Annotated in this window: 11 protein-coding genes; 2 read left to right on the top strand and 9 right to left on the bottom strand. The window is 48.0% G+C overall.

All coding sequences use genetic code 11. The features are described 5' to 3' along the window. Positions 1–13 precede the first annotated feature (13 nt). On the bottom strand, positions 14–349 hold the full coding sequence (locus H579_RS0112670; RefSeq protein WP_028300997.1) for a hypothetical protein: 336 nt from the start codon (positions 347–349) through the stop codon (positions 14–16). Positions 350–584: 235 nt separating this feature from the next. Then, positions 585–2,072, bottom strand: a complete 1,488-nt coding sequence (locus tag H579_RS0112665) for an aldehyde dehydrogenase (protein WP_028300996.1) — start codon at positions 2,070–2,072, stop codon at positions 585–587. Between the two features lie 86 nt (positions 2,073–2,158). On the opposite strand from H579_RS0112665, the gene H579_RS0112660 reads away from it, so the two are divergent. Continuing rightward, entirely contained in the window at positions 2,159–3,181 is a 1,023-nt protein-coding gene (locus H579_RS0112660) for a LysR family transcriptional regulator (protein WP_245583262.1), read from the top strand. A 94-nt stretch (positions 3,182–3,275) separates the two neighbouring features. After that, positions 3,276–3,866, top strand: a complete 591-nt coding sequence (locus H579_RS0112655; protein WP_028300994.1) for an HAD family hydrolase — start codon at positions 3,276–3,278, stop codon at positions 3,864–3,866. On the opposite strand, the gene qhpG is transcribed toward H579_RS0112655, so the two are convergent. From qhpG to peaB, 7 genes are all read right to left on the bottom strand, one after another. Continuing rightward, positions 3,863–5,272: a flavin-dependent monooxygenase QhpG gene (qhpG, locus tag H579_RS0112650; protein WP_028300993.1), complete on the bottom strand. Its 1,410-nt coding sequence runs from the start codon at positions 5,270–5,272 to the stop codon at positions 3,863–3,865. The genes H579_RS0112655 and qhpG overlap by 4 nt on opposite strands. 45 nt (positions 5,273–5,317) lie before the next feature. Further along, positions 5,318–6,091, bottom strand: a complete 774-nt coding sequence (gene qhpE / locus H579_RS0112645) for a subtilisin-like serine protease QhpE (protein WP_036566233.1) — start codon at positions 6,089–6,091, stop codon at positions 5,318–5,320. Between the two features lie 97 nt (positions 6,092–6,188). Continuing rightward, positions 6,189–7,931: an ABC transporter ATP-binding protein gene (locus H579_RS0112640; protein ID WP_028300991.1), complete on the bottom strand. Its 1,743-nt coding sequence runs from the start codon at positions 7,929–7,931 to the stop codon at positions 6,189–6,191. Between the two features lie 252 nt (positions 7,932–8,183). Further along, positions 8,184–9,509 carry an alginate export family protein gene (locus H579_RS0112635; RefSeq protein WP_051227585.1) on the bottom strand — a complete coding sequence of 442 codons (1,326 nt, stop codon included), beginning with the start codon at positions 9,507–9,509 and terminating at the stop codon, positions 8,184–8,186. Positions 9,510–9,867: 358 nt separating this feature from the next. Then, positions 9,868–11,055, bottom strand: a complete 1,188-nt coding sequence (gene peaD, locus H579_RS0112630; protein ID WP_245583261.1) for a quinohemoprotein amine dehydrogenase subunit beta — start codon at positions 11,053–11,055, stop codon at positions 9,868–9,870. A gap of 25 nt (positions 11,056–11,080) precedes the next feature. After that, positions 11,081–11,401, bottom strand: a complete 321-nt coding sequence (gene qhpC / locus H579_RS0112625) for a quinohemoprotein amine dehydrogenase subunit gamma (protein WP_028300988.1) — start codon at positions 11,399–11,401, stop codon at positions 11,081–11,083. After that, entirely contained in the window at positions 11,398–12,831 is a 1,434-nt protein-coding gene (gene peaB / locus H579_RS0112620) for a quinohemoprotein amine dehydrogenase maturation protein (protein ID WP_028300987.1), read from the bottom strand. The genes qhpC and peaB overlap by 4 nt, the downstream gene beginning before the upstream one ends. Positions 12,832–12,981: the final 150 nt, after the last annotated feature.

Below are 12,981 nucleotides of genomic sequence, written 5' to 3'. Positions count from 1 at the left end.
TCTGACTAAATTTTTAAAGAGCTTGTTGAGACAAGCGCTTAACTTGCTCAACCGAGGCGACGAATTTTACAGCATTCAAACCTCTTGTCAACAGTGATTTGAAATTTATTTTCAAATCGTCTTTTTCAAAAATGTTAAAAACTTTTGAAAAATCAGACTGTTGCGGTGCTGTTCGAGGTCTTACCCCGTGACAGCGAGGGCGTATTATACGCACGGAAGACCAAAGCACAACCCCTATTTTCACTTTTTTGTAAAAAAGTTTTAGGAAGCATCCTCTTCCTTTGCCACCCTTGATAGCTAGCAGGTTAACCACATTTTCAAACTTAGCCCCTTCAGTAAATACCCCCACCCAATCACCATGTATCTTTTCATGCCAACCACTATCATTTACACAGACATAAAAAAGCGCCAGTAAAGCCGGCGCTCAAGTCAGTGCAAACAGCCTCTAGGGCAAAAATTCGTAGATAATAATTCAAGTAGCCTTTACTGAGCTACGTATGGCTTAGAAGTAGGCAACCCTCCTACCGTTAGATCCAAGAAACCAGACAATTCAGGCTTGCAGTTCACGACCTACAACATATGACTTACAAACGAATCCAAACATTTTTCAGTTCAGTGTATTTTTCCAGAGCGTGCAGGGACTTATCCCGACCATTACCCGATGCTTTTACGCCACCGAAGGGCACTGTGGTATCGCCTTCACCCCAGGTATTTACCCAAACCATACCACTTTGGATCTTGCGGCTAACACGATGTGCACGGGACAAATTAGATGTCCAGATCGCTGCACCCAAGCCATACTGACTGTCGTTAGCCAGTTCAATCGCTTCTTCTTCGCTTTCAAACTCGCAGACTGCCAGAACAGGACCGAAGATCTCTTCTTTAACAAAGGTCATCTTATTATTGGCATCTGCAATAATGGTTGGCTTGGCAAAGAAGCCCTTACCTTCTACATACTCAGGCTCACCACCACATAGTAGAGTACCACCCTCTTCAAGTCCCGATTGGATATACCGGCGCACCGTATCTAACTGAGCACTATCCACCATCGGCCCCATATTGGTATTAGGGTCCAAAGGATCACCTGGCAGGAAGCGTGCAGCCGCTTCAGTCAGGGCTGCAATAAATTCCTCTTTGATACCTTTTTGTACGTAGATACGGGAGCAAGCGATACAGACCTCACCCTGATTAGAGAAGATCGCTGCCGCTGAAGTCGCCGCTGCCGCTTTAATATCATCACAATCATCAAAGATCAGATTCGGAGACTTACCGCCCGCCTCCAGCCAGACACGCTTCATATTGGACTGGCCAGCATACTCCATCAACATACCCGCCACACGGGTAGAGCCGGTGAAGGCCAACACGTGGACATCATGATGTAACGCCAGCGCTTTACCTGCGGTATGACCAAAACCTGGCAGTACGTTAAAGGCACCATCTGGCACACCCGCTTCAGTAGCCAGCTCAGCCAGACGCAGTGCGCTCAGACAAGCTTTTTCTGAAGGTTTCAGCACGACACTATTACCTGCAGCCAGAGCAGGAGCCACTTTCCACGCCACCATCATCAGCGGGTAGTTCCACGGCGTGATCGCAGCGACCACACCGACAGGCTCATGACTGATCAGCGCCATTGTACCAGGAGCCGTTGGGGCAATTTCACCGTATATTTTATCGATACACTCAGCGGTCCAACGGAAACAGTCAATGGTATCCGGTACATCAATGGCTACCATTTCGGAGATGGATTTACCCATATCCATAGTATCCAGTACAGCAAACTCATCCTGATGTTGCTCGATAAGGTCCGCCAGCTTCAACAGGACGTTTTTACGCTCTTTCGGTGCCATTTCGGACCAAACACCGGAACGGAAGGTTTGCAACGCGTTATCCACCGCAATATCGACATCGGCCTGATCACAACTGGCAATATCGGCTAATTTCGCTTCTGTTGCAGGGTTAATGCTTGGGAAAGTTTCACCACTTACCGCAGCCTGAAAACTGCCGTTAATATATGCCTGACCATTCAGGATCAGTGATTCACTTAATGCTTTCCACTCGGCGTGACTTTTCATCTTCTTTTTCTCCCGTTAACCCGATTGAATGTCAGGCAGTCTAGGTGAATTCGATAAAGTGTCGAAATATCCCCAAAGAGGTATCAATGATTTCGGGTTTACAGGAGAAGATAGAAAAGATGTTATTCTTTGCCTTATCTATAACTGGCGGTACTATATTCAATATGAAATCACTGCGACAATTTGATCTGAACTTACTGGTTCTGTTTGAAGCACTGGTGACCGAACGCCATGTAAGCCGGGCCGCAGAGAAGGTTTTTCTGAGCCAGTCAGCCATGAGCCACGCCCTGAACCGCTTGCGTGAACAGTTGGATGACCCCCTGCTGATCCGAACTGAGAAAGGCCTGCAGCCCACCGCTCGTGCGCTGGATATGCTGCCAGAAGTAAGGGCCGCTCTGCGTCAGATTGAACGCGCCCTGGCACCACCAACACAGTTTGACCCGACCACCAGTGATCGCCTGTTTACCGTAGCCTGTACCGATTATTTTGAGGCGGTTATTGTTCCAGAGCTAATTAGCCATCTTCGTAAAGTTGCCCCGCAGATTACCGTTGAAGTGGAGGTTATTACAGAAGACGCCTCACAGAATGACTTGGAAAATCGCAGTGTTGACCTGGTTGTGGGAATGGATGCCACAGATATTGTCCCCCATCATCTGGTCGTAGAACCCTGGGTAACGGAAAAGTTGGTCTGCCTGCTTGGGCAGCAAGAGCACCCGGGTACTTATCAACTGTCTCTGGAAGACTATGTAAAACTACCTCACGTCGTGTTCTTCGATCAGACTGGAGACAATGCCAGCACTATTGATCATTGGCTGAAAGAGCGTGAGCTAAGCCGGCATCATATTGCACGTACAATGAATTATATGGCTGCGGCAAAAATTGTCGCCAGAACCGATGCTGTAGCAACTCTGCCTTATCATATGGCCCGTTTGTTCAGCCAGTTATTCCCGGTCAATATTGTCACGCCACCGGAAAATATGCCTGCTATCGAGATGACGATGATTCATCACCCACTGTTTAGTAATGATCCGGCATTAATCTGGTTAAAACAGCAGATCAATTTGTTTGGTCAACAAGTGCAAAAAAGTGCTCTGACAGCCTATCAGTAACGTATAGACATTACTTTTTTCTGTACATTACTCTTATTACCCAAGGCCTCGATCAATCAGGCCAGGCTAACGCTGATAATTCTCTGGAAAGAATATGACATTTAGATTTGATGGTGTAATTTTTGACCTGGACGGCACGCTGGTGAGTTCCGAATTGAACTTCCAGCAGATGCGTCTGGAGATAGGCTGCCCGGCTCAGGAAGATATTCTGACTTTTATTGAACAATTACCGGATCAGATACAACAGGAAAAAGCCCACACTATTATTCGCAACCATGAACTGCAAGATGCTCACACAGCCGTTTGGCTTCCCGGAGCACAACAACTGGTCAGCACTCTACATGCCTTACAGGTTCCTATGGCTATTGTGACCCGCAATTTCTCTCAGGCAGCCCGGATCAAACTTAACAATAACCGGATGCCCATTAACACTCTGATCACCCGGGAAGATGCGCCAGCCAAACCCAACCCCACAGCCTTACTACAGATTGCAGAGGACTGGCAGATCAAGCCTGAACGCATTGTCTATATCGGTGATTTCCGCTATGACGTTGAGGCTGCCAATAACGCCAATATGGTGTCGTGTTTGTATGCGCCGGGAGTATTACCAGACTACGCCCATACTGCTGACCTGGTGATTGAGCACTTTGATCAATTGATACCCGTCATGCACCAGCCACACTAACGACAGCCCAAAGAATGCAACCAACGCAATAACATAATTCTTTGGTTCATATTAATAGATAAGGCTTGCAAGCACGCCTCCAAAGTCTGATCCGGCGCTCTAGCACGTACCGCTTTCACTACACCAGCCAACGGAATACCTGCCATATGCCAGATCCCCAAAGGCTGGTCAGGTGTTACAACGACTTCCTGTTTATCAATCACACCCTCACTGACTACAGGCATCGCTTTGACTTCCAGCTGATCAAAGTGAACACTTTGGTGCATGGGCTCAGCATCCGGCCATTGGTTACGTTGTTGCCAGAAAGGGTGGTCTGTCCATTGCTGCTCCATGGCATAAAAATCCCGCCCAATACGAGCAAAACGATAGAACAGACCACTCACTCTTTGTTGATAAAACTGGTTAGCCAAAGCCCTTCGTTCAGGGTGTTTTAACAGAGTATTGATTACAGCAGGAGCCTGCAGCGCAGAAGACAATGCCTGAAAAATACCGTTGCCAGATAAAGGATCAACTGCCATTGCGGCATCCCCGACTCTAAGCCAGTTTAACCCCACCGTTTGCTCACATAGGATAGGTGTACTGGTTCGACCATGGGGAATACCCACAGGCTCAGCATCAGCCATAAACTCTGCCGCTTCGGAAATCTGTTCAAAACGCTGACGACAGTAATCAGATAATTGATCTTTACCCGGCAGCTTTTGACTACTGCTTTCGTTACGAGCATCCTCACTGTCCGAACAACTAGAGTGAAAGGTATTAGAGTTGGTGCTTTTGTTTGAACCTACATCCAACGTTAATTGCAGATAACGCTTACCAGATTCTATTTTAGCCATCCAAGCCCAACCATCGGGCAAACTAACAGCCGCCGAGCTTCTTTCAGTTGCAGGCCCCTGCCAATATTGCAGCAGAGACAGGGTCTCCGGCCCACGTACTCTTGGCAGATGAGCCGAAGGCGCAGCACGCCCTCTGGCCTCAACCAGAAAGTCAGCATTCATTTCCTTACCATCTGCCAAACGAATAACAAAGCCCTTATCACCATGATCAGATAAGTGTTCTTGCTCAAAAACCTTACTGACCTTAGCCTCTATCACCTCAATACCTGCAGCCCGAAGATCTTCCAGAATCAGCTGATCCACCTGCTGGCGATCAATCAAGCGTTCGCTATTGGCACTGTTATGCTCACCGTTCCATACGGCATTTCTGGAAGAAGGTTCCGGTAAGTTGGCAATCACACGGTTAAACCCGGCATATCTAAGCCCCTCAACGACTCGGTCTGAGATACCTTCGACTGCAGAAAAAGGGCGTGGCTCACCAATGACTTGTACGGGATAGCCCAAACGCTTCAGCCCCAAAGCCACCGCGCCCCCTGCCGGGCCCGCACCCAGTACCACAATTTTTTTAGTCATCTTATTTTCCTGGTGAGAGTTATTTAAGAGGGTTAAGGTTTAGGATTAAGGCTGAGTCCCAGCACTTTGATCGGTAAAACCTTTGTGCTCCGGGCCAAAGTAACTGGCACCTTGCTGCAACACGCGGCGGATTTCACTCAATGAGAGTTTTTTGCCCGAGGGCAAGCTACTTTGAGAGAGATAAGAAGCTTGATCACTCTGAACAATTTGAGAACTTTGGGAAATTGGTGAGCTTTGCGCTAAAAGCAGATTACATATATGGCCGCTCAGACGCGCTGTGCCCATACTTGCGCCAGCCTGCTGACCATCGGCACTTTTCACATGGCCACCAAAGTCTGCATACTCTGTTTCCAGATAGGACCACTCTTCAGCAGCACAACGGGCATCGCCGGTCATACGGAACACACCGGGATAAGCCGCGGGATAAACCGGGTCACCTTTTGCGGGAGAAGACGCACAAATAACAATTCCTGCGTTTAATGCCGCTTGGATGGTGTCACGCAGACTATCCCGGTCCTGACGTAAACCCAAGCTCATATTGATCACATCAACCTCTTGCTCAATCAGCCAATCAATGGCCGCACTGACCTGTCCTGTCGAGGTAGTAAAACGCACCTGAAACACCTGAGCCAAATAAAAACAGGTATCGGGTGCGACCTGACGAATGGTATCGATAATATGACTGCCATGGCCTAACTGATCAGGCTCAGCTTCAGCCATCCACAAGCTATTATCCTGCATCACAAAGGCAGCACTATCCACGATCCACTCCTGTTGATGGGCAGAAAAACCACTATCAACCACACCCACTTTTATCATCTTGATAACCTTATTATTTTTGTTCTGGAGCCGAACTTAAAACGACCTTATTTACCTAAATACTGATTGCTTTAATTCAGCTAATGAGGCATCAGCATTACCGCTCAACCCTGATCAATTGCCCCTGTTCCAACGACAGGTAAAGATCTGCGTTCTCCAAGGTACTGGCTCTATGACTAATCAAAATACGGGTTCGCTCCTGGAACAATCGATCAACACTGGCGATAATTTCACGCTCAGTCGCCTCATCCACTGCAGAGGTGGCTTCATCCATCACCAGAATTTTCGGCTGTTGTAACAGCGCGCGGGCAATGGCAATACGCTGTTTCTGACCACCAGATAGTTGCTGTCCCCGTTCACCTAGTTGGGTATCCATACCTTGTGGTAACTGAGCAATCAATTCCCCCAGTTGAGCTTGAATTGCAGCGGCTGTGACCTGCTCATCAGAAGCGGCAGGCCAAGCGTAACGGATATTCTCGGTCAGACTACCGCGGAACAATACAATCTCCTGGCTCACAACCGCAATACGACGGCGTAGATCGCCCAGGCTACATTCACGCAGGTCAACACCATCACATAAAATACGACCTTCATCGGGATCATAGTGACGTTGCAGCAGATCAATCAAAGTGGATTTACCTGCGCCTGATGGCCCCATAATGGCCACTTTTTGCCCTGCGTCGATGGTTACAGAGGTCTGACTTAAGATTTTCTGATCACGCTTTTGATGAGTAAAGCTGACATTATCCAGTTGTAAACGACCGCCTTTCTCTGGTAACTCAATAGGACTCAGTTGTGTATCCACATTAACCGGTTCAGCACGCAGTTCCATCACACGATCAAGACTCACCACCATACGCTGTAACGACACATAAAGTCCCAACAGGCTTTGCACCGGGCCTATTGCCATCCCCAAATAAGTCGAGAAGGCAATTAAAGCACCCAATTGCCATTGACCTTCGATCACCCAGTAACCACCCAGGATAAATACACCGGCTCGAGAAATCGAAGTTAAAGTGCCGGGAATCGCCTGAGTAAAGAACTCAACAATCTGCAGCTTTAATAGCTGATTCAGATAACTATCGCCCAGCCCCTGCAGACGACGGGACTCTTTGGCTTCCCGCCCTACCGATTGAATAAACTTCATGGCAGGCAGGGTTTCCACCAGAAAAGAAGATAGATCCGCTGAGCGCTCCCGTAAAGCTCGGGTATGCCTTTCGACTTTACGTCGCATCCAGCGCAGCCAAAGCACTTCCAGAGGGATCAAAACCACGACAATTAATGACAACTCCCAGGACAGAGTCAACATCAGCACCGTAGCCCCGACTAAACCCAATATACTGGAAACAGAAGCAAACAAAGCATCAACGGCGAAACGCTGAATCTGAGCCACATCACCGTCTATTCGGGACATCAGATCCCCAATACGACGCTGGGAATAAAAAGAGGGCGAAAGCTTCTGTAGATGTTGGTACAAATCTTCGCGTAGAGAAAACAAAACCCGGCCAGATAGCCGGGTATGACAATAGCGATTGAAACCGGAAAGCACGGTATTAAAGATACCTACAACCACCATCACTCCTGCGATCTGCAATAGCATGGCGTAATCTTTAGCCAGCAAACCATCATCGATCAGCATTTTGGTTAACCAGGGCTGCAACAACACCATAATGGAAGCCAACAGCGACAGCCCTAACACCACAAAAATGGCTTTCTTTTGCGGTGTTATAAAACTGAACAGCCAACGCAAACTTGCTTCATGATTGTGCTGAAAGGCTGGATTTTCACTATCCCCAGCTCTGTTTGAATTATCGATAATTCGGGTTAACCACCTGACCATTAAAAGCTCCGATTGAGTAAAGCTTGCTGTCCCTATTATGTTTTATTGTCCCTGATAACATCCCTGTTTTCACCCCGTCCCTGGGGACTCAAAGATCATATTTTATGCTTTAAGGTATCGAACTTTTTGCAAGTGGGCAGACTTGCCAATATAACGATTACCTTTTGAAATAAATCGAATCTTTGAACATTCCTTTTAATATCATTTAACTAAAAATTCTTTTATTCATCATAATGTTATGACAAATCATAATTAATAGTTAAACATTACCATCGCCTGTACATAGACGTTTTTATCATCGTTACCCTGGGAAGCTTTATTCGCCTCTCCTTCCGGCTCATAGATACCGATCAGAGGAATCACACTGAAGTTATCATTAATACCCCAGAACGCATAAAGGTCCAGTTCGTTGGCTTCGAAGTCATTATTCTCTTCTTTACCAAACTTCCAGTACTGAATACCCAACGCGATATTTTCCTGTGGCAACAGGGTGATATCGAGACGGTTTACGTTGTTACCTGAGTTAAATGGGCCTGCATAGTTAGCCGCTACTTCACCCTGGAACCAGGTACCAAAACCACGGGTTACACCAAAGAACAGTGGATCAAAGCTCTCATCATCGGCAGTACCAGCTTTATCACCCGAGAATGTCGCATAACGATAGTTAACAACCGGTGTCCAAGGCAGATCAGAGAACATCCAGCTCGCTTCAGCGGTCCAGGCAGAGGCATCTTTTTCTACCTGATCACCACCACTTTCCTTCACATATTCAAAGTTCAGGAACAGATTCTCAACACCCGCAGTACCCTGAGCACGTACGCTAAAGATATTCATACCATCACGGTTGTCGTACAGACCCAGACCCTTACCCAGATCCACATCGGTCACTGTTATATAGCTGGCACCCACTGTACCCAGGTTTTCATCGACATATTCCAGGTTAATACCGGCCAGTTCAGGGCTTTGCTGGAACTTGTTATCTGACTTCAACCAGAACAGATCACCACGTACCGGGCCTTCAGGATCAACCTTCAGGATCGCAGTATTATCAAAGCTCTTACGACCCGCCAGGTAGTAAGCACCACCACGGTCCAGACCACCATTGGAGAATGCCTCGAAACCTTCACCGGCGCTCAGGGAATCACCGGCAATCAGGAAACCATCGCCCAGTACGAAGGTTTGACGACCTACAGACAGATCAATCAAACCCTCTTTAAATTTCCAGCCCGCATAAGCGTTTTCCAGATGGACTTTTCGCTCATCGCCCGTGGTAAAACCACCCGCATCACCATCGCCAAAAGTACCCAGAGCAATCACACCTAACGTACCGTAAACCGAGTGATCAGCATTGATCTGCCGGGTAGCCGCCAGATCACCTTTGATATAAGCCTCTTGCCAGCTTTTATCACCCGGATTACTGGTGTAGTTCTCATCAGCGGACATGGCTGCAGCCATCGCTTCCACATTAAACTCAACGGTTCCGGTATCGCTTTCAGAGATTACCGCAGCCTGTACGGCTGCCGGTAAACTTGCCAGTAAAATAGCGCTGCATAGAGGTTTTCTTATTGCTTTTAACATTTTTGGGTCCTGCTCGTTGTTATTGTTTCGGTCAAGATTTATGCGTTTTCTTTAAGAGTCATTGCTCTTATTTTTCAGGTCTAAAGGCCGTATTGCTCAACACGGTAAAAGCTCATCCGGCTAAAACAGGCTCTCTTAAAACTCGCTTTTCATAGCCCTTATCTCTTATAAAAAGCCGCTAAAAAGCGTTTTTTGGCCGCACGAAACCCTTGGCTGATTTTTGCCAAATTTTTTATCTGTTTTTAGAAAGTTTTTGCTCTGCCAAGCTGGTTATAAAGCTGCCAGGCGGGTTATAAGTCCGCCGGGGATGACCTAAAGGGGAAGCTCCCCTTTAGGTCGGGGCAGGCTGAAATAATCCCTATTTCAGCACTGCCAGACGCAGGTCGGAGGTCGACATATCGCCAGGCATCTTCAGATAACCAATACGCTCCAGAGTCTCTGGGTTATGGATAGAAACCGTGTTACCGGCACCGGCAACATAAACCTTCTTACCATCGGTAGTCATATTGATGTTGTAGTAGGTGTGATCCAGAGCATGAATGCCCAGGGTTTCACCGGTTTTAAAGTTGTGTTTGGACAGCTGATTAAACGAGCCATACACCACATTTTTATCGTTTGGATCGGTCACCCAGTTAAAGACGATAAACTCAAACGGAACCGTTTCGATCATCTCAACATCACCGGTTTTCAGATCGATACGGACATGGCCCCACAGGAAGTCCGCTTTCGATTCATCGCCCGGCTCTCCATTCCAGCGAATAGTGAAGTAAGGCATGATAAATTCGCCCACGTGCTCACCCATCGTGTGCATGGCAAATGCATCGGGTGGAACCCACTTGTCCGGTGCACGATCCCAGTTCTGTAGGGCCGTAATCAGACGGGTCTCACCATTTTCTGGATTGATCGCTTTCAGATCACCACCACCCAAAACGACTTCACCATTATCCATGGCCGCAATCTTGGTAATACGACGATCCACAGGGAAAGTACGTACTGGCTGAGTTTTTAGCCCACCGGAGGTATCGAACACAGCCAAACGTGGTTGCATCGTTTCAAAACGGTCCGAGTGCTTGCGCACTGGGTTCTGTACGGTGTACAGCTCTTTACCATCCGCACTGACCGCCATGGAGATAAAGCTTTTTACCTGCACATTGTCGTAGGACTGATGCGTTGAGAAAGTGATCTCACAGTTAGTGATATCGAAGCCGTAGATATTTTCATACATACCGGTCAGTACATAAGCGGTACGGCCATCCGGGGATATCGCGATAGAACCATTACCGAAAGTACCCGGCACATCACAACTACGCAGCACCTGATCGGTTTCGGTATCGATCACATGCAGTTGGTTAGGGCGGGTCACGGTCAGCATATATTCATGACCATCGCCCTTCATACCATTAGGTAGGCTCTCAGCACCCTGTTGATTTGAACCGGGCTGAGTCGCCGCACAACCGGTTAACAGGGCACCGGCACCGATCACGGCAGTCAGTGCCGTATTACGGATCGCGCCCGTCAGTTTGGAAAACATTGGTTTTTTCATCATTTCACACTCCACTGATCCTGAGGGCTTACTCTTCTGGGAAGACGCTATCCAGCTTGCGCCAGTCTTCATCGGCCTTAGAGACATCCTGAGACCAGTTCGGATGAGTACTCATGGTGTCTGGCACCTGAGCGGGCCACCAACAGGCATCGGCACAACCGTACAGATCTGCTTCCATTGGCTGACACAAAGAGCCCAGACCACCAAACGGGTCAACTTCCCAGCCAGGATCATTAACAGAGGTACAACCGACCATGGATTGCATGGCTACAACGTCTTCCACCTCATCCTGTGAGGTAGTGCGATCAAGCATTTTCGCTTTTTTATTAAATGATTTGAGATGTTTCATCGGGAATTCCTTCTTGGAGATACATACGTATCAAAGAACGCCGGGTTCTCCAGCATGATGCGGGTATACACGTCTACGCCGAAATCGACCCAATCACGCAGCAGGTCGCAGTAGTGGTAGGAAGGCGTACTCGCATCACCGTATTTGGCATAACTTTCGTGGTAACAACCACCAGAACAGATATTTCGGATACGGCAGGTCTCACAACCGGTATCACTCCGGTCCAGACGCTGCTCAACAAAAGCGGCCAGCTGAGGTTTATTGATGCCTTTATCCACGTCACCAAAGGTCGGCAGTTCAGACCCGGTGAAGCGGTGGCACAGGTTGATACCGCCTTTGGTATCCACGGCTAACAGGGCAACACCCGCGCCGCAGGGCAACTGCTTTTTGTTGCCTTCATGAAGATCGGTCATCAGTTGGTGCATATTGCCGAAGCCAAAGTTTTTATGCTCCAGTGCTGCTTTCAGGTATTCACGCCCCAGACGTTTCATACCGGTAAACACTGTCTGCATCTCTTCAGCATTCAGGTTAAATGCACTGATATCACCAGAGGTCACAGGACCAAAACCCACTTCCGCAAAGCCCAAGTCGTGATGCAGGTGATCAAAGATCGCCTCAACATCCGTAATGCCATGAGTTAACGTCACACGGCAGCCGACCGGGCGCGAATCATAACGCTCCAGCAGCATGGCGACCTTCTGTTTCACCACATCATAAGTCCCCTGACCACCCACAGTAATGCGGTTTTTATCGTGCATCGCCTTAGGGCCATCCATAGAGATGGTGATACCAAAGCGGTGCGCGTTAAACCATTCCACCAGCTCTTCAGTCAGCATGGTGGCATTGGTGGTCATGGTGAAGCTGACCTCGGATTCAAGCTCAACAAAACGCTGCTCACAATAAGCCACCACATCACGAATAAGCGGCATATTGGTCAGAGGTTCACCGCCAAAAAACACCACGTTGTACTGGCGTTGATTCGGTGACTCTTCAAGCAGCATTTCGATGGACTTGATCGCCGTCTCGTAGGACATCTTATTGCCCTGAGATGGCGTGGTCAGATCCTCTTTATAGCAGTAGGTGCAGCTCAGGTTACAACCGGTATTGGTGTTCAATACTATGGTTGTCAGCGGGAACTGTTTTACAGCTTGCGGCTCATGATTGATCTGCACCACACCACCGTCGGACAGCACCTTGAGGGATTTCAGCTCCTCAATGGTTTCCATCACATCATCGGCGGCATAACGCCCCTGAAAGCGATCACGAATCATGCCAGCAGTGACACTTTCCTGATCCGCAAACAGTTCAATCAACTCACGGCTTAAGCCTTCCAGCTCAAACAAGCTACTGGTAGGAATGTGAAACATCATCTTGCGAGTCTCCACATCCACCAGGTGCATATTGGGTTTAACCAGGGATAACGCACCCATAATGACCTCACCTTTATTGTTATCGGGCTTACATTCATCCTGTCTTTGCAGGGAGTCAAGCCTCTGTTCTGAGGTGTATTTCACTGATCTTTTCTCTGGTGCTTTGAGCAATTAAAGCAAAATCAAAACAGCATCAAAGCTGAATCAGAC

Origin of the sequence: Oceanospirillum beijerinckii DSM 7166, from assembly GCF_000422425.1 — a bacterium.
Taxonomy (GTDB): domain Bacteria; phylum Pseudomonadota; class Gammaproteobacteria; order Pseudomonadales; family Halomonadaceae; genus Oceanospirillum; species Oceanospirillum beijerinckii.
This window is presented reverse-complemented; position numbering and strand designations above follow the sequence as displayed.